Here is an 18,251-nt window from a genome sequence, read left to right on the forward strand (position 1 = left end):
CCTCTATGCCTCTCTTGCCGCGCGGGCTTGCGCGATGAATCCCTCCATTTTGCCACGATCCTTGCGTCCTGGCGAAATCTCCACCCCGCTGCTGACATCCACGGCATAGGGACGGGCGAGATCAATCGCCGTCGCGACATTGTCCGGCTGCAAGCCACCTGCCAAAATCAGAGGCATACCCAAATCCTGCGGCAGACGCCACCAGGTAAAGCTCCGTCCCGAGCCGCCGAAGACCTGCGTGTCGCGTTTATCCAGGAGAAGGCCCTGCGCCGTAGAGTAGCGATCGCGCCAAGGACGCAGATCACACTGCCCGCTCACGCGCAGAACCTTGAGATAGGGCCGCTGAAAGCCTACGCAAAATTCCGGCTCTTCGTCGCCATGGAACTGCAACATATCGAGGGCACACGCCGCCAGGACTTCCTCTACCCAGGCCCGTTGTGGGTTGACGAAAAGACCCACGCGGGTCACGAAAGGCGGTACTGCGGCGAGGATCTGCTGCGCTGTCACGATTGTCACATTGCGGGGACTCGGAGGATAAAAAACCAGGCCGATGGCATCGGCACCCACTGCCGCAGCGAGTCGTGCATCGTCGGGAGTGGTAATACCGCAGATCTTGACACGCACGGGATCCCTGTAAATTTCTTGCATACCTATGCTCCGAAAAAGGCGTCGCTACACTCCGGCAACCCATATTTGTCAGGATACGCCGCGCGGAGGAAATACAAACCATCTGCCGGAGCTGTCGTTCCCGCCAGACGACGATCGCGACTCGCCAGAACCTCCGCCACCCAGTCGGCTGGACGCTCTCCCCGACCGACGAACAGCAGCGTACCCATCAGATTGCGCACCATATGGTGCAGGAAGGCATTTGCCTCGACGGTCGCGATCAGCAAGTCACCGCGACGTTCAATCTCCAGACAGCGTAAGCTGCGTACAGGATTTTTCGCCTGGCAGCCAGCGGCGCGGAAAGCGGAAAAATCATGGGTGCCCAGCAAGAGATTGGCCGCTTCCTGCATCGCCGGGTGATCGAGCGTCCGTGGCACCCAAGTCACTCTTTTGGCACCCAAAGCAGGACGTTCTTGACGATTGAGAATCAGATAACGATAGCTGCGACCAGTAGCGGAAAAGCGCGCGTGGAAATCCTGCGGTACGGCCCGTGCCCAACGAACACTGACATCGCGCGGCAAAAAACGATTGCTACCGCGTACCCAGGCAATCTCTGGGCGGACAACCGGACTATCGAAGTGTGCCACCTGGCAGACGGCGTGCACCCCCGCATCGGTACGACCGGCCACACTGACCCGGATCGGCTGGCCGGCAACGCTGGCCAAAGCCCGCTCCAGTTCTCCCTGGACAGTACGCGGACCATCCTGCAACTGCCAGCCGGAGAACCCGTCACCATCGTACTCGATACCAAGGGCCCAACGCTGCCCTGAAAAGTCCATTCCCGTCGCGGTTCACCCGTTGGCGAGCAGTTTCATCGCCTCGTCTTGCTGGGCCGGGTTGCCGTCACGTTGTACTTCCATGAGCAATTCACGCGCTGCCTCGCCATCTCCCATCTCGACGTAGGCCTTCGCCAGATCCAGCTTGGTACCAACGGCATCCCAATCTGCGGCATTGGCAACCTGCTCCTGCCCTGGCGACATCTCCTCCCCGCCGGCTACTAACGGGGTCTCCTGGGCCGAGGCCGCGCCCATGCCATTTTCCGTATCATCGGCGAGGCGCAAGGCGGGTCGACTGTCCTCGTCCAGGGCGCGGAATTGCTCATTCATCTCATCCAGCATCTTCTGGTGAGCATCGGTCCAGGCTGGCTCTTCTTCCGTATTCTGCGTTTCCGCCTGATTTCCCCAAGAAGAGAAATCGAAATCCAGCTTTTCGATTTCCGCATCGGCGGGATGCGACGGCTCCAAGCTTGCCTCAGGCTCTCTCAACTCCGACATCGATGCAGCGGGAACAGAACGCTCTGTCGTCTCATTCTTCTCCTCTTCGAAGAGGGCATTACCGGGAAACAACGCCTGTCCTTTCGCGGCAATCTCCTGCCAGTCGGAATTGTTCGGCCCAAAGCGGCTGCGCATGCGCTCGGCAAGATCGAGGAAATCACTGCGACGATCTGCATCGGCATATAGCGTAAGCAGGCGCGCGTAAAGTTCGCGGCGGCGAGGATTACTTTCCAGCGCCTCCTGCAATACGTTGATGGCCTGCTCCGTTTTCCCGTAGGTTTGATACAGATCGGCCTGTTCGATGGGATCGACATCAAAACCGTCGCGATTGCCCCCCATTTCCGGTGCCTCTGCCGCCTGCGGTGCAGGTTCCTCCAGGGCAGAAGCATGGCTCTCCGCCTCTGCCGCGCCCGTGGCGGGCAAGGCTTCTGGCACCGGTGTCGATACCGGCGTCGGTACGGGACCTTTAGTGGGAGTGATAGTAGGCGCAGAAGGCGCGGCCTCTGCCACTGGGGAAGCCACCGATGATGTCACCGATGCAGGAGCGGGTGCCGCAGCTACTGACTGCTTGCTGCGTGCGGCGCTTCCCAAGGCGGTGAGTTTGGACGAGATTTCCCGTTGCCGACTGGCGGCCTGCTCCTGCCGTCGGTACATCCAGATAAACAGCAGCAGCAGCAACAAATTACCGCCCAGGGATACCCACAACAAGGGCGGGAAGCTCGATCCCTGGTTGCGAGACATCTTGCTGATTTCCAGTGACTGTGTTGCCAGTTGCTGCTGCGCGACTGCCAGACGTGCTTCAACACCCTGGAGAGACTTTTGCAAGCCTGCGATTACCGCCTGGTCCGGATTCGCAACTGCCGATGTCGCAGAGACAGTGGTGGTGACTGCCGGGGTGAGTTCAGCATTCTTTGCCGCTGAGAGCGCGGGAGCACTGGTTAGACTCAGGGCTGTCGCGACCTTAGCAGTACCGCCAACAGGTGTTACCGGTGTGCTGGGTGCTGTGACTGCGGTCGTCGACACCGCCGGCTGTGCCTTGGCCCTAGCTGGTGCCGCCACCTGTTCCTTTCGATGCAGTAGCGTTGCGGCCTGTAGCGGGCTCAGGGCGCGCACCTCGTGAATACTAGGCACCTTCAACATCACGCCGGCAATGAGGCGGGAGGGGTCACCCTCTATAAAGGCCCCGGGATTCGCCTTGAACAGGGCAGCCATGGCCTGCTGCTGCGAGACCTGGGCACTGCCGTTCAATTGCTGTGCGATCTGGAAGAGAGAAGATCCTTTGGGGACCGGACCATAGTGCCCGACCTTGGGCCAACCCGTGCTACTGCTGGGACTGGGCATAGCTGCTGCCGGAGTTTTGCTCACCAGTGGCGCAGGCATAGGTAATGCGGTCCGTTGCGGCACATTGTAGGTTCCCGGATAGGCCTGATACTCCCGGACCATCTGCCCACCTGCCCAGTCGAGTTGGACGAGGAAAGGTGTTGCCCCGGGAGGAAGCGGCGTCGGGCTATTGATGACGATTGCCGGCGCATCGCCAGGCCGTATGGAGAACTGCCAATTCCGCGTTGCCGGCGCAAACGGTAAATGGATCATGGCGTAGGCGGCGGAGCCCGCAAGTTGCGCGTTCAGGTCCGCCAGCTGATTCGGATGCGCACCATGGATGGGAATTTCTGCGCGGAATGGCTCCCCTGGCCCGGACAGCACCACCAGGTTTCCCAGGCCAATCGCCTGCGCAACCCCCGGTAACACAAGACCCAAAGAAAGCAGAGTCTGCATCCAATCTTTCTTGTTCATCCTTCTCCCCTTCGTGGCGAATCGCAAGGTTGCGCCAGAATCATCTATGCCGCCAGACAGTTTGCTCGCAGTCATAAATAGTCGCGAATCAGGATCTCTGCAATCTGTACGCTGTTCAACGCCGCACCTTTGCGAATGTTATCGGCCACCACCCAGAAGTTGAGCCCTCTCTCGTGGCTGCAATCCTCCCGAATCCGCCCTACCCAGGTGGCATCCTTGCCTGCCGAATCCAATGCGGTAGGCCATCCACCTGCTTCGCGTTCGTCCCATACCTGTACCCCTGGGGCATTGCTTAACAATGCACGCAGTTCTTCCGCACTCAGCTTTTTGCGCGTGACCACGTTGACCGCTTCGGAATGGCCGTAAAAAACCGGCACACGCACACAGGTAGCACTCAGAGGCAGATCGGGAACTTCGAGAATCTTGCGACTTTCCCAGAGCATTTTCATTTCTTCTTTGGTATAGCCATTATCCTGAAATACATCGATCTGCGGCAGACAGTTGAACGCAATCTGCTTGGGGAATACCGCCGGTGCGACTTCTTCCTGTTTGAAAATTCCCAGGGTCTGCCGTCCCAGTTCCTGTATGGCGCGGCTGCCCGCACCACTAACCGCCTGATAGGTCGACACCACGACCCGCTCCAAGCCGACGCTATCGGCAATGGGTTTGAGCGCCAACAGCATCTGGATGGTCGAACAATTGGGATTGGCGATGATATTGCGAGTCTGGTAATCGGCAATGCGCTGGGGGTTGACCTCGGGTACCACCAGCGGGATATCTTCCTCGTAGCGATAACGAGAGGTGTTGTCGATGACCACAGCGCCGGCGGCAGCTGCCTTGGGCGCGTAGATTTCACTGGCCGCAGCACCCGCCGAAAAAAGGCCGATGTCCACCCCCGTCCAATCGAAGGTCGCGGCATCGCGCACGCGCACGGCCTTGCCGGCAAAATCCAGGGTATCCCCCGCCGAGCGCTCACTCGCCAACAGAAACAACTCGCTGACCGGGAAATTTCGTTCCGCGAGGATCTCGCGCATGACCTCCCCCACAGCACCGGTCGCACCGAGGATGGCCACTTTGTAGGCATTTTTCTTCATGCGGCAGCCCCTGCCCGCAACGCCGCCACCACCGCTTCGCCCATGGCACGCGTGCCGATCACCGCTTCGCCAGGACTGGCGATATCGGCGGTGCGGTATCCCTGATCGAGAACTTGCTTGACAGCAGTCTCGATTCGCTCTGCCCACTCCTCCTGCTGCAAGGAATGGCGCAGCATCATCGCTACCGAGAGGATCGTCGCCAGGGGATTGGCCTTGTCCTGCCCGGCGATGTCGGGGGCCGAGCCGTGGATGGGTTCATACATACCGCGTCCATCCCCCAGAGATGCAGACGCCAGCATGCCGATGGAGCCGGTGAGTTGACTCGCTTCGTCCGAAAGGATGTCACCAAACATGTTACCGGTCAGCAACACGTCGAACTGCGCGGGATAGCGAATGAGCTGCATCGCGGCGTTGTCGACGTACATATGCTCGAGGGCCACGTCGGGATATTCCCGCGCCACTTCCGTCACCACCTCCCGCCACAGGCGGGTGGTCTCGAGGACATTGGCCTTATCGACAGAACAGACCTTGCGCCGCCTTCCCTGCGCCGCCCGGAAGGCAATGTGGGCGATACGGCGGATTTCGCCTTCATCATAGACCATGGTGTTGAAGCCACGCCGTTTGCCATCGACCATTTCGATACCCCGCGGCTGACCGAAATAGATGTCGCCAGTCAATTCACGTACCACAAGGATATCCACGTCCTGTACCAGCTCCGGGCGCAAGGGCGAGGTCGCCAGCAGCTGCGGGAAGATCTGTGCCGGACGCAGATTGGCGTAGAGGTCGAGTCCCTTGCGCAGGCGCAGCAAGCCCTGTTCCGGTCGCTGTGCCGGCGGCCGGGCATCCCACTGCGGGCCGCCTACGGCCCCGAGCAGCACCGCATCCGCAGTTTTGGCAAGTTGCAGGGAGGCTTCGGGGAGCGGATCGTCATAAACATCCAAGGCGGCCCCCCCGACCAATCCTTCTTCAATTTGCATGGGTATGGCGGCCAGCTCGGCAACGGTCTCCAGTACTGCGCGCGCTGCGGCACTGATTTCAGGGCCAATACCATCGCCTGGGAAAAAGGCAATTTTCTTCATTTTTCTAAATCCTTACGGTAGAGAATACGAATGACGAAAGGGTTTTCCGTGCCCGGATCGGGGTTTTCCGGGATATGGGTAAAAGGGTACACCCCCGGCCCCAGGCCATGGGCATCCGTGCTTACGATCGTCTGTGCCGCAGGCGAAGCGTTCTCTGCCTTGGCCAAGGTAAAGCGCAGACCAACGGCCTCCGGTCGTTGACGGGCGGCATCGACATACATGCGTCGGGTGATTTCGCTGAACAAGACCCGAAAAAATGCGGCCAAGGTGTTTTCATCGATCTGCGTCTGCGGACGCTCGGCAAGAAAGCTGCGTGCGCTCTGGCGCGGCAGCAGGCGCAGGAACTCCGCCTGAGTCGCAAACCGCAGCAGGGCGTGGTGCAATGCGGAATCATCGGGCAGCCTACCAAAGCCTTGGAGATGGATATAAAACAACGGCTCCGGCAGGGGCAATTCGTCCACCCGCTCCTGCGGCGGCACGCCGGCATCCACTACCGCTCCGCGCGGCTGCGAACCCTGCCCCTTCCCCGTAAACCAATCCCAAATCGCCACTGCCTGCCAACCACTCCAAAAAACGTGCGCGAAAATTGCGCAAGGATAGCACAATAGCGGAGAATCACGGTATGGCAACAACGAGCGAAGGCGGGACGCTTCCTGTCACTGGACTGCTATTGGCGGGCGGAGCGGGACGGCGCATGCAGCGACAGGACAAAGGCTGGGTGGAGTACCATGGCCGCCCCTTGCTGCATCATTCCCTGCGTCCGTTGGCGAGGCATGCGCGCGAAATCCTGATCAGCGCCAATCGCAATCAGGAACGCTATAGCGCGCTGGGCTATCCGGTACTGGCGGATGCAGAAAGTGGTTTTCCCGGACCGTTGTACGGCCTGCTGGCGGGATTGGCGGCTGCCCAGCAGGATTGGCTTGCCTTCGTGCCCGTCGACGCGCCAGCACTACCGGATGACCTGATCTGGCAACTTTGGGTGCGGCGCAAGGGTGTGCCCCTGGTGCTCGCCGAAGACGAACATGGCCCCATTCCCGTCATTGGGCTGATGCACCGCCGTCTTATACGTTTGTTACAACACTACCTCGACAGCGGCGAGCGTCGCGCTGGCACATTCTTTGACAAGATCCCCCAGCATCGTTTACCCCTCTCCTTGGCAGAGTCTCTGAACTGCAATCATCCCGAAGATCTCCAGGGGACGATTGCTTGAAGACGTTAGCAATTATAGGATATAGCGGTTCAGGAAAAACCACCCTGCTCTGCGCCCTCCTCCCGCTGCTGCGCGAGGCCGGCCTGCGCGTGGCGGCGATCAAAGCGACGCACCACGACGTCCGCTGGGATGAACCCGGCAAGGACAGTTGGCGCCTGCAGCAGGCGGGGGGCGAACCCACGCTGCTCGTCGGGCCCAATCGCTGGTATCTCAGCCGCGCTGCAGCTCCCGGGGATTGGCAGGCCATGCTGGAGACCTTGCATCCGGTGCCGGATCTGGTGTTGAGCGAGGGTAATCAGGACTGGCCGATTCCCCGCTTGCTGGTGCACCGCGCCGCAATGGGCCGGGAGCTGCGCTGGCGGGCGGGAGAAGAGGTGCTGGCCGTAGCCAGTGATATTCCCCTGGAGATTGGCGTACCCTGCCTGGATTTGAATGACCCGCTGGCGATCGCCAGATTTTTGTTGCACTGGTATGGAGAGTAGGAATATGGCTGTCTGTTGTGAGGACAATGAGCATGACCTCAGGGCAAAGAGCGTCGAAGAGGCGCTGGAAATCATCCTGGGGGCATCTGTACCCCTTTCAGAAAGCGAGTGGCTGGCCCTGGACGCCGCCCTGGACCGTGTTCTCGCCCGCGACCAGGTAGCCGCCAGCCCTATTCCTGCCTGGCCTAATTCCGCCATGGACGGCTATGCTTTGCGTTCCAGCGATGGAGACATAACGCGGCAGATCGTCGGCAGTTCCTTTGCCGGCCACCCCTATGTCGGTAGCGTCGCCCCAGGACAAGCCATTCGCATCATGACCGGCGCCATCGTGCCGGATGACTGCGACACCGTAGTCCCGCAAGAACAAACACAACGGGATGGCGAAACCGTCCACTTCACCAGCCCCATTCGAGCGGGCGCCAACATTCGAGGAATTGGCGATGATCTAGCGCAAGGGGAAGTCGCCCTGCCCGCCGGAACCCAGCTTCGTCCCAGTCAGATCGGCGTACTGGCCAGTCTCGGTATTGCAGAAGTGGAGGTTCTGCGGCGTTTGCGGGTGGCCTTCTTTTCTACTGGCGATGAATTACGGGCGGTCGGCGAAACCTTACGGACTGCGGAAATCTACGACAGCAATCGTCATAGCCTGCTCGCCCTGCTCCGCCGCCTGGGTTGCGAAGCCATCGATCTGGGCCGATTGCCGGACGATCCGGAGCGTATCGGCAACGCCCTGCGCCAGGCTGGCGCTACTGCAGATGTGCTGATTACCAGTGGTGGGGTCTCGGTCGGCGAAGCCGATTACATTGCCGAACTCCTGCAGAGTCTGGGCAGCGTACAGTTCTGGAAGATGAACATGAAGCCCGGTCGGCCTCTGGCCTTTGGCCGCATCGGCCAAGCGGACTTTTTCGGCCTGCCCGGCAACCCGGTGTCGACCATTGTTACCTTCTATCAGTTCGTGGCGCCGGCTTTGCGCAAACGCATGGGCTGCCGTGCCCCCTGGACGGCACCGCGGCTGCGCTTACCTTGTGCCACTCCCATCAAAAAGAAGCCGGGACGTACCGATTATCAGCGGGGTCGACTGCTGCCTGGGCCAGACGGATTGCAGGTGGCGCCGGTCAAGACGCAGTCCTCGCACATTCTCACTGGCATGGCGCAGGCGGAGTGCTTTCTGATCATCCCGGCAGAGAGCGGCAATCTGCCTGCCGGTACCTTGGTCGATGTGCAGCTACTCGAGGGTATGGTCTGAGCTAGTCTGCTCCATGCCGCGGCGCGTACGGCGTCGAGTGCGACCAGTGGTGCAGGAAGTTTTGCGCATACAAGGCATTGAGCGCTGCGTTTCCGCGCAGCACCAGGAGATTCTCGGCATTGGCCTGCTCCGCCGCCTTCGTAAAGTTGAAGCTGCCAGTGATCACCGTGGCGTCGTCGATGACCATGACCTTGTTGTGGGCGATGGCATGCTGGTCGTCGATGCGGGTATTGATCCCCAGGTTGGCGAAGAAATCGGCCTCGGAATATTTCTGCGTACGTTGACTCTTGTCCAGTAGCACCCGCACTTCGACGCCCCGCTTTTGCGCCGCCAGCGCTGCCTTGGCGATCGGCGCGCTGGTAAAGCTGTAAGCCTGAATCCACAGACGCTGCCGCGCCTCGTTCATGGCGCGGACGACCACATCCGTCGTCCCCAGTGGCGGAGAGAAAGACACTTCGATCGTGCCCTGGGCAGCGATCGTTGTCGCGGATGGCGGAAGGGTCGCGCCGGCCTCTCGCAGTTGTTCGCCAGCGACATGCAGCAGCGATTGCGAGTCTGCTGGAGCCAGTACCGCATACGCGCCAGAGGCCATCGCCAACAAGATCACAAAAAACGCGACCCTGCGCAGAGTTTTCATGGTTTCGCTCCCCACCGAATTTGCGGCATTGTCCCGGCCTAGCGCAGAATTGACAAGGCATTGTTTGCATCGAGACTACTTTGTAGGGTAGTGGCCTGTCATTGCCACTGAGGGATCACCGTGACCAGTATCGTGCTGTTTCGCAATGACCTGCGCCTCGATGACCATCCGGCCTTTGCCCATGCGGTGGCGCGCGGCCCTGTGCTACCGGTTTTTTTGAGCGATCCTCGCGACGAGCGCGGAGCAGCCTACCAGTGGTGGCAGCGGCAGAGCCTGCGCACCTTGGAAACCCGCCTCGCTGCCCTGTCGTTACCTCTGGTCTGCCGGCGTGGCAACACCCTGGAAACCGTGCAGGAAATTGTCGAGCACAGTGGCGCCGACGCGGTGCTCTGGAATCGACGCTACGCCAAAGAGCAACGCGACAATGACGCTCGCCTCAAGGACGTTCTACGGGAACGCGGCGTACAGACGGAATCTTTTGCCGGTGACACCCTGTGCGAACCCTGGAAGCTCCTGCGGGATGGCGCTCCCTACAAGGTCTTCAGCCCTTTCTGGAAGCGTTTTTTGCGCGACATCAGCGTCAACGCGCCCTTTACACAGCCGCAGCAGGCGCAGGCGGCCGCACGCGTACCCGCGTCAGAAGATCCCGATAGCTGGGGCTGGGAACCTAAGGCCCCGGATTGGGCCAGTCGCTTTCTCGAGCACTGGCAACCCGGCGAGGACGGTGCCAGCGCGCGTCTCGAGGGATTTATCCGGGATAACTTGGCCGAGTATGCCAGGGGCCGCGATTATCCCGCCGCAGAAAAGGTATCCCGTCTGTCGCCCCACCTCGCGCATGGAGAGATCAGCCCACGGCGCATCTGGCAGCGCCTGCAGGAAGTTGCTGCGGCCCAGCCCGAACTGCGTGAGGCGACGGACAAATTCCTCGCGGAACTTGGCTGGCGCGAGTTTTCCTGGCACCTGCTCTATCACTTTCCCGAATTACCCCATACGCCCCTGCGCGCGGAATTTATGCAGTTCTCCTGGGCGCAAGACGATGATTTGCTGCGCGCCTGGCAACACGGTCGAACCGGCTATCCGATTGTCGACGCGGGTATGCGCGAGCTTTGGCAAACCGGCTACCTGCACAACCGCGTGCGCATGATCGCGGGCAGCTTTCTGGTGAAGGATCTTTTATTGCCTTGGCAGCAGGGCGCAGCCTGGTTTTGGGATACCCTGGTCGACGCCTGCCCGGCCAACAACAACGCCTCATGGCAATGGGTCGCGGGTTGTGGCAGCGATGCCGCCCCTTATTTGCGCGTCTTCAACCCGGTACTGCAGGCGCAAAAATTCGATGGCGAGGGGCGTTATCAGCGGCGCTGGCTGCCCGAACTTGCCGCACTACCAAACAAGCTGTTACCGGAACCTTGGAGCAATCCAGGCCAAGTGCAGGCCAAGGGCATCAAGCTGGGGCAAGACTATCCGTTACCTCTAGTGGACCATCACTTGGCCCGGGAGCGCGCCCTCGCGGCCTTTGCCACCATCAAGACGGAGCCCGTAAACAACACGTAACAATTTCCGTGAGGGGCTCAGGAACTTTTCCAGAACCCCTAGCTCTAAATCGTTGCAAGCAGCTGTGATGGTTGCGAGCGCATGTTTCTTCCTCCTTTGGTGGTTTTGGGCGGCCCGTTCCGGTGCCGCCCTCTTTTTTTTCCGACCGGTCGGGATGTTTCTTGCAAGAAGATCGAGCAAATGCTAATATTGACTTTCGTGGTCAACTTTGACCGCGAGCGCATGTTTCTTTCCTCCTTTGTGGTTTTGGGGCTTTCTGTAGCCCCTTTTTTTGTGCCATGCTTGCCATATGCAGCTTTCCACGGAAAACCCCTTCGAGACTCCAGTTCGCAATGGCGAGGTCCTGCGCGGTTACTTTCAGGATTCCGGGCGGAGAGTCACCGGCGTCTTTCTCCCGGGCTTTGCCTCCGACTTGAACGGCAGCAAATCGCAGCTTCTCGCCCGCCATGCGCAGCAAAATCAAAGGTCATGGCTGCGCTTCGACTATCGCGGCATGGGTATCTCCGACGGCAGTTTTACCGAACTGAGCATCTCCCGCTACCTGGAAGATTTGGAAGCCACACTAAACGCCTTGCCGTCCCGGCCGATTTTTCTCGTCGGTTCGAGCATGGGCGGCTGGGTAGCGACCCGTGCCGCCCAACTCTGGCCCGAGCGCATCCGCGCCCTGCTGCTCATCGCCCCCGCCTACAACTTCATCCAGGACTACTTTGCTGCCCTTCCTCCAGAGGCGCAACAGGCTTGGCAACATTCTGGGCTGCACGATTGGTCGCTCGGCAGCAACGGCCCGGTGTATCAGCTCGGCTTCGAAGCCGTGCGTGATGCGGCGCGTCACGATTTGCTGCAGGATCCTCCGCGCCTGGAGATTCCGGTCACCATTCTGCATGGCTCAGCGGATGAAGCCGTTCCCCTACAACGGAGCTTTCAGTTTGCCAACCGGGCACGAGCCCAGCCGCTGGCCATCCAAACCCTGCCCAGCGTAAACCATCGCCTGCAAGGTGCAGATCAACAGCTCCTTGCTGCAGTAGAGAGCAGTCTTGCCCACATCGACAACGACAGAACGCTTCTCAAATCATTTAGTTAGCACCCAAATCAATGCCACCCTCGCGCCGCAGGTTCGACTAGACCTGCGATGCAACGCTCTATTCCGCCTGTTGCCGCAAGGCGTTGGCGAACTCCTCCTCCCCTAGGATCGGAATACCAAGTTTTTCGGCCTGCGTCAGCTTGTTGCCCGGATTTTTGCCAACAACCAGGTAGTCGGTCTTTTGGGAAACCGCTGATACGACCTTCCCGCCGCGCTTCTCAATCTCCGCCTTGGCCTCGTCGCGCGTCCAGCGCTCCAGCGTTCCCGTCAGAACGAATTGCTTGCCACTCCAGATACCGCCCTGTGGGGCTGCCGGTGCTGGCCAGTGGATGCCGGCGGCTAGCAGAGCACGAATGACTTCCTGATTGTGACTCTGCGCGAAAAAGTGGGCGACGGCCTGAGCGACCACCGGGCCAACATCTGGTACAGTCTGTAACGTCTCTTCACCTGCGGCCATCAGCTCGGACAAATCACGAAACTGCTCGGCCAGGGCTCGTGCTGTGGTCTCACCCACCTGGGGGATACCTAGAGCATAGAGAAAACGCGGCAGGGTAGTGTCTTTGCTGCGTGTCAGCTCCACCAGAAGCTTTTCCGCCGAGCGCCGACCCATGCGCTCCATTGTCATCAGCGTATCGATGTCGAGACGGTAGAGATCAGCGACAGTACCTACGATTCCCGAATCCACCAACTGCTGCGCCAGTTTTTCCCCCAGCCCGCGAATGTCCATCGCCTTGCGCGAGGCAAAATGCAGTAGCGCACCGACCCGCTGCGCCGGACAAAACAGCCCCCCTGTACAGCGATAGGCGACCTCGTCACCGAGCCGCAGGACTTCCGAGCCGCAGACTGGGCAGTGTCTGGGCATCTGCCATTCGGCTGCAGCCTCGGGACGACGATCGACCAAGACCTGCACCAGTTCGGGGATCACGTCACCGGCGCGGCGGATCAGCACCGTATCACCAATACGCACGTCTTTGCGACGCACTTCATCCAGATTGTGCAGTGAAGCGCGACTGACGATCACTCCCGCAACTTCTACCGGCGCCAAAACGGCCACGGGGGTGATCACGCCGGTACGCCCAACCGAAGCGATAATATCCTGCACCACCGTGGTCTCTTCGTGGGCGGGAAACTTATAGGCAATCGCCCAGCGTGGCGCTCGGGCAGTAAAGCCGAGGCGCTCGCGGGCGTTGAGATCGTCCAGCTTGAAGACGAGACCGTCGATTTCAAAAGCCAGGTTATCCCGTCGCTTGGCCATCTCTTGCTGATAGTCTTCGGCAGCCTGCAGGCTGTCTATCGGTCGGAGCAGATCATGCAGCAGCGCAAAGCCCCAATCCTGTAGACGCTGCAAAATGGCGAGATGGCTACTCCCGAGCGAGGCAGAGCTTTCGCCCCAGCCCCAAGGGAAAAAAGCAAGAGGACGGCGCGCAGTAATGCGCGGATCTAGCTGTCGGAGACTGCCGGCCGCCGCGTTGCGTGGGTTGGCGAAGGGAGCCTCACCATTTTCCTCCCGTTCCTGGTTCAGACGCAGAAAGGCAGCGCTAGGAATGACGACCTCGCCGCGTACCTCCAGCAGATCCGGCCAGCCCTCTCCCGCCAGACGCAATGGGAGATTGCGAATGGTGCGGGCGTTATGGGTCACGTCTTCGCCATGCACGCCATCGCCACGGGTACCCGCAGCTACCAAATCCCCTCCCTCGTAGCGCAGGTTCAGGGAGAGGCCATCGAATTTAGGCTCGGCACTGAGGCGGATCGCCTGACCATCACCCAGTCCGCGCTCCAGCCTGTTCCACCAGGCGGCAAAGCCCTCGGCATCAAAGACATTGTCCAACGACAGCATCGGTATGCGATATTCGACGCTGGCAAAGGCGCTGACCGGGGCCGCACCCACCCGTTGCGTGGGCGAATCTGGGCGGCGCCACTGCGGATAGCGTTCCTCTAGCTGCCCCAGCTCGCGCAAGAGACGATCGTACTCTGCATCACTCAGTATGGGGGCGTCGTTCTGGTAATAGGCCTGATTGGCCTGCTGCAGCAAGGAGCGCAGTTCTTCGATCCGCAAACGGCAAGCTTCGTCATCCACAAGAGAGTCTCTTTTTCGGCGAGTTACTGCCCGTAGTATAGGGATTGTGTCCCTGGCCGAAAATTGGGATACCTGCAAACTATGGCTGCGACTGTACGGAACCTTCCGCCGGAAGTTATAATCCAAGCAATTGAAAAGCTGGGCCCTTGTTTTTTCTGCAAGATGCCCACAACATGGAGAGAGCGGTATTTTTCAGGAGTCACGCGATGAACTACGATCAAAAGCCCTATCAGTTTCCTGACGGCATGAACCCCTACGGGAATCAGGCGCCGGCCCTGAGCCGTGGTGGCCTCATGGCCAAGACCTACGGCTTGCTCGCCGCCACCCTTGGGGTTTCGGCCATTGCCTCGATCTATGGGATGAGCTCGCCCTTTGCGTATCAGCATCCCATTTTGCTGATGATCGGCTCCTTCATCCTGCTCTTTGCGGTCCAATATACCGGCGCGCATCGCAGCCCCTTTGCCGTACCTCTAGTATTCGCCTTTGCGGCAGGTATGGGCATGATGATGGGTCCGGGCATTGCCATGTATTTGCGTATGCCCGACGGACCGCAGATCATCGCGACGGCGTTGGGAACCACTGCGGTCATGTTCGTCGGTCTTTCCGCATATGCCATGACCACGCGCAGGAACTTCAGCAATATGGCCGGATTCCTGATGACGGGCCTGATCCTGGCCATCTTGGTCTCCCTGCTCAATATGTTCCTGCTGCACATGCCTGCGCTGCAGCTCGCGATTGCCGGGGTGCTGGTCATTGTCTTCAGCGGTCTGATCATCTTTGATACCCAGCGCATGGTGCAGGGTGGCATCCAGGAGCCGGTATTGCTGGTCGTTGGTCTGTACCTCGACATCATCAACCTCTTCATGGCGCTGCTGGAGATCTTTGGCGGCACGAGCCGAAATTGACGGCATAACCTTGCAACTCGCCCCGATGCTTCGCTATCGGGGCTTTTGTTTTCTATTCATGTATTACGACAAGGTAACGTGCCGTTCCCGATGAGCGCGAAGCACGAGCATACACCGGTCATGCGCCAGTACCTCGCGCTCAAGGCCGAGAATCCCGACGCCCTGCTCTTCTTTCGCATGGGCGACTTTTACGAACTGTTTTACGAGGACGCCAGTCGCGTCGCCGAGCTACTGGGCATTGCCCTGACCACCCGCGGGCAAAGCGCCGGCGCGCCCATTCCCATGGCGGGAGTACCGATCCACAGCGCCGAGGCCTACCTCGCCCGCCTGGTACGCGCCGGGCTCAAAGTGGCGATTGCCGAACAGATCGGCGATCCGGCGCTGGCCAAGGGGCCGGTGGAGCGTTGCATCAGCCGCGTGCTGACTCCGGGCACGCTGGTCGACGCCAGCCTGCTGGAACCCGAGCAAGAATCGCTACTGGCCGCCCTCTGTCCGGGATCGGAGAATACTTGGGGCTTGGCGCTTCTCTCCGTCGCCAGCGGCGAATTGCGGGTGCAGGATTTTGCTTCTCGGGCGGCTCTGGCCGATCGTCTACGGCAATTGCAGCCGGCGGAGATTCTGCTACCCGAGGGTCAAGAGATATTCTCCGGCTTGGCACCAGAGCGCTGCCAGCACATCGCCCAGAAACCTTTTCAGCAGAATGTCAGTGAGCGAGTTCTGCAGCGCTACTTCGGCAACCGCCTGGGCAGTTTTGGAGTTGCCGATCATCCTCTCGCGTTGCGCGCCGCTGCCGCCGTCCTCGACTATGCCGAATCGCGGCTCAAAATCTCCCTTGCCCAGGTGCAACGCATCACTCCGGAGCGCCCCTCGGAAATCCTGGGAATTGACGCCAATGCGCTGCGTTCCCTGGAAATTCTTGCCGGGCGGGACAACGACGGGCCCAGCCTCTGGCGCTTACTGCAACATTGCCAAACCCCCATGGGCGCGCGCCTTTTGCGTCGCTGGCTCTTGCGACCCTTACGCCAAGGTGAGGAACTTCTTATACGTCAGCAGCGGGTTGCGCAGCTGGTAGAAGGATCTCGGTATCGAAATCTTCAGCAATCCCTGAATGGGCTTGCCGATATCGAGCGCGTACTGACCCGCGTTGCCCTGGAGCGTGCCAGCCCACGCGATCTGGGGCAGTTGCGATATTTTCTGCAGCGCCTGCCGGGGATCCTTGCTGCCATCGCAGCCGTCGACGTGCCTGCCAGTCCCACGGCCGGCAGTGCAGATCTGGAAAGATTCGCGCAGTTGCAAGGTTTACTGGAACGTGCACTCGTCGACGAGTTACCCCTGAGCCAGCGCGATGGCGGCTATCTGCGCGATGACTACGATCCCGAGCTGGGGGCACTGCGCCACGCCGAGCAAAATGTGGGGCAGGAGCTGGCAGATCTCGAAGCAGCCGAGCGGGAGCGCAGCGGTATCGCCCAGCTGCGCGTCCAGTTCAATCGCGTGCACGGCTATTTCATCGAGGTTCCGCGCAGCTACGAGGGGCCGGTACCCGCCGACTATCGACGCCGACAAAGCACCAAAAATGCCGAGCGCTTCAGTAACGTCACCCTGAAGGAAATCGAAGATCGGGTCTTGTCTGCCGAAAGCCGCGCCCTATCGCGCGAAAAGGCGCTCTACACGGAGCTTTTGCATACGGTGGCAGAACAGCTTCCCGCCTTGCAGGAGGTGCTCGCAGAAATCGCGCAGTGGGACCTGCTCGCCAACTTTGCCGAACGGGCCCATAGCTTGCGCTGGACAGCGCCGGAATTTTGCGACGAGGCGGTGCTGGAGATCGCAGCAGGAAGGCACCCGTTGGTGGAGGTCGAGCTGGGCGCGCAATTTGTCCCCAACGATCTGCACTTGCACAAAGAGCGGCGTATGCTGCTGATCACCGGCCCCAACATGGGCGGCAAATCCACTTACATGCGCCAGGTGGCGCTGATCGTCTTTCTGGCCCATATTGGTTGCTGGGTTCCGGCGCAATCGACGCGGCTGGGTCCGGTGGATCAGATTTTTACCCGCATTGGTGCCGCCGACGACCTCGCCGGCGGGCGCTCGACCTTTATGGTAGAGATGCAGGAAAGCGCGCAGATTCTCCATCTGGCAACGGCACAGAGCTTGATCATTCTGGATGAGATTGGACGCGGTACCGCTACCTACGATGGCCTCGCGATTGCCTGGGCCACCGCCGAGGAGCTGCTACGCAAAGGGAGTTATACCCTCTTCGCCACGCACTACTTTGAACTGACCGAGATGCAGCATCCCTTGCTGGCAAACGTCCATGTCGATGCCTTGGCGGCCAACGACCGCGTCACCTTCCTCCATCAGATCGAGGACGGACCGGCAACGCAAAGCTTTGGACTGGAGTTGCCCGCCTGGCCGGCTTGCCGGATACCGTTTTGCAGAGCGCGCGAGCGCGTCTGGCGAGCCTGGAAGATCCTGCGCGCGCCCCCATCGCAGAGCCACAAAGCACCACACAGCAATTATCCCTCTTTATCGATGTACCGCATCCGGCGATTCAGGCCTTACGGGAAATTGATCCGGAGGACTTCAGCCCCCGCGCTGCCCTGGAGGCGTTATTCCGACTGCGTCGCCTCGTCGAGGAGAGCGACTGAGACGCCAAGCTTGGCGTCTCTTTCGGAACTTGCCCAGCAGGGGTATAGTCTAACGCGTAACAAGGGGGCGACCGGCTTCGACGCAGGTCGCGAAGCCTTCGGTGCATGCAGAGCTGCGGTTCGCTCTTAAAACTGATCGCAGATTCATAATTGCCAACGACAGCAATTACGCCCTCGCTGCGTAAGCAGTGAGCCCTCCGCCCGGGTTTGTCCATGGGTCCGGTGGCCGCAAGGCCTGCGGGGGGTCGACGAAACATGGAATCGTGCCGGACCTGGTCGGTGGGTCCCGCATTAAAGTAAAGCCGAATCGCTGGGTGCGCATCCTGTTTGTCGGAGTCGCACCGGGTTAAAACCCAATAGACAAACTACGCATGTAGATCCGGTGGTCTAGGTCTTGCGGACGCGGGTTCAATTCCCGCCGCCTCCACCAATTTTGATATACAACCCCTTGTTCTGCAAGGGGTTTGTTTTTTCCGCCAGTTCAGAGGGTTTTGATTGGCTAAATGGATAGGA

Annotated in this window: 15 protein-coding genes, 1 other RNA gene and 1 pseudogene; 9 read left to right on the plus strand and 8 right to left on the minus strand. The window is 60.2% G+C overall.

The features are described from left to right. Positions 1–3: 3 nt before the first annotated feature. From AC2VNM_RS02585 to AC2VNM_RS02610, 6 genes are all read right to left on the minus strand, one after another. Complete coding sequence (locus AC2VNM_RS02585; RefSeq protein ID WP_483165601.1) at positions 4–648, minus strand: phosphoribosylanthranilate isomerase; 645 nt, start codon at positions 646–648, stop codon at positions 4–6. Positions 649–650: 2 nt separating this feature from the next. Then, positions 651–1,445, minus strand: a complete 795-nt coding sequence (truA, locus tag AC2VNM_RS02590) for a tRNA pseudouridine(38-40) synthase TruA (protein ID WP_483165602.1) — start codon at positions 1,443–1,445, stop codon at positions 651–653. 12 nt (positions 1,446–1,457) lie between these two features. Continuing rightward, positions 1,458–3,734 carry a motility hub landmark protein FimV gene (locus AC2VNM_RS02595; RefSeq protein ID WP_483189811.1) on the minus strand — a complete coding sequence of 759 codons (2,277 nt, stop codon included), beginning with the start codon at positions 3,732–3,734 and terminating at the stop codon, positions 1,458–1,460. 71 nt (positions 3,735–3,805) lie between these two features. Next, positions 3,806–4,828, minus strand: a complete 1,023-nt coding sequence (locus AC2VNM_RS02600) for an aspartate-semialdehyde dehydrogenase (protein ID WP_486912816.1) — start codon at positions 4,826–4,828, stop codon at positions 3,806–3,808. After that, on the minus strand, positions 4,825–5,907 hold the full coding sequence (leuB, locus tag AC2VNM_RS02605; RefSeq protein ID WP_486912817.1) for a 3-isopropylmalate dehydrogenase: 1,083 nt from the start codon (positions 5,905–5,907) through the stop codon (positions 4,825–4,827). The genes AC2VNM_RS02600 and leuB overlap by 4 nt, the downstream gene beginning before the upstream one ends. Further along, entirely contained in the window at positions 5,904–6,458 is a 555-nt protein-coding gene (locus AC2VNM_RS02610; RefSeq protein WP_486912818.1) for a hypothetical protein, read from the minus strand. Before AC2VNM_RS02610 ends, leuB begins: the two co-directional genes overlap by 4 nt. A 71-nt stretch (positions 6,459–6,529) precedes the next feature. On the opposite strand from AC2VNM_RS02610, the gene mobA reads away from it, so the two are divergent. From mobA to moeA, 3 genes are read left to right on the plus strand one after another with little or no spacing between them, the layout of a single operon-like run. Beyond that, positions 6,530–7,117 (plus strand): molybdenum cofactor guanylyltransferase MobA, encoded by a 588-nt coding sequence (gene mobA, locus AC2VNM_RS02615; protein WP_483165607.1) that lies wholly within the window; start codon positions 6,530–6,532, stop codon positions 7,115–7,117. After that, entirely contained in the window at positions 7,114–7,599 is a 486-nt protein-coding gene (gene mobB / locus AC2VNM_RS02620) for a molybdopterin-guanine dinucleotide biosynthesis protein B (RefSeq protein WP_483165608.1), read from the plus strand. Before mobA ends, mobB begins: the two co-directional genes overlap by 4 nt. A 4-nt stretch (positions 7,600–7,603) precedes the next feature. Next, positions 7,604–8,842 carry a molybdopterin molybdotransferase MoeA gene (moeA, locus tag AC2VNM_RS02625; protein WP_483189806.1) on the plus strand — a complete coding sequence of 413 codons (1,239 nt, stop codon included), beginning with the start codon at positions 7,604–7,606 and terminating at the stop codon, positions 8,840–8,842. A 1-nt stretch (position 8,843) separates the two neighbouring features. On the opposite strand, the gene AC2VNM_RS02630 is transcribed toward moeA, so the two are convergent. Then, positions 8,844–9,479, minus strand: a complete 636-nt coding sequence (locus AC2VNM_RS02630; RefSeq protein ID WP_483165610.1) for a phospholipase D family nuclease — start codon at positions 9,477–9,479, stop codon at positions 8,844–8,846. A 120-nt stretch (positions 9,480–9,599) separates the two neighbouring features. On the opposite strand from AC2VNM_RS02630, the gene AC2VNM_RS02635 reads away from it, so the two are divergent. Together AC2VNM_RS02635 and AC2VNM_RS02640 are read left to right on the plus strand one after the other, a co-directional pair. Then, a complete protein-coding gene (locus AC2VNM_RS02635; protein WP_483165611.1) occupies positions 9,600–11,030 on the plus strand; it encodes a cryptochrome/photolyase family protein in 1,431 nt (476 codons plus the stop codon). Between the two features lie 289 nt (positions 11,031–11,319). Next, positions 11,320–12,111 carry an alpha/beta hydrolase gene (locus AC2VNM_RS02640; protein WP_483165612.1) on the plus strand — a complete coding sequence of 264 codons (792 nt, stop codon included), beginning with the start codon at positions 11,320–11,322 and terminating at the stop codon, positions 12,109–12,111. 58 nt (positions 12,112–12,169) lie between these two features. On the opposite strand, the gene ligA is transcribed toward AC2VNM_RS02640, so the two are convergent. After that, a complete protein-coding gene (gene ligA / locus AC2VNM_RS02645; protein ID WP_483165613.1) occupies positions 12,170–14,188 on the minus strand; it encodes an NAD-dependent DNA ligase LigA in 2,019 nt (672 codons plus the stop codon). 206 nt (positions 14,189–14,394) lie between these two features. Here ligA and AC2VNM_RS02650 point away from each other — a divergent pair, with 206 nt between their 5' ends. The 4 genes and pseudogenes from AC2VNM_RS02650 (at position 14,395) to ssrA (ending at position 18,168) form a co-directional block, all read left to right on the plus strand. Then, the gene (locus AC2VNM_RS02650) at positions 14,395–15,093 is read left to right on the plus strand and encodes a Bax inhibitor-1/YccA family protein (RefSeq protein ID WP_483165614.1); all 699 of its coding nucleotides are present in this window, start codon (positions 14,395–14,397) and stop codon (positions 15,091–15,093) included. Between the two features lie 120 nt (positions 15,094–15,213). Next, positions 15,214–17,436 (plus strand): annotated as a pseudogene (gene mutS / locus AC2VNM_RS02655) (DNA mismatch repair protein MutS); the annotation flags it as partial. A gap of 86 nt (positions 17,437–17,522) precedes the next feature. Continuing rightward, a complete protein-coding gene (locus AC2VNM_RS02660) occupies positions 17,523–17,738 on the plus strand; it encodes a hypothetical protein (RefSeq protein WP_486912820.1) in 216 nt (71 codons plus the stop codon). 63 nt (positions 17,739–17,801) lie between these two features. Next, positions 17,802–18,168, plus strand: a transfer-messenger RNA (tmRNA) gene (ssrA, locus tag AC2VNM_RS02665). Positions 18,169–18,251: the final 83 nt, after the last annotated feature.

Source organism: Acidithiobacillus sp. TH-A67, from assembly GCF_057473545.1.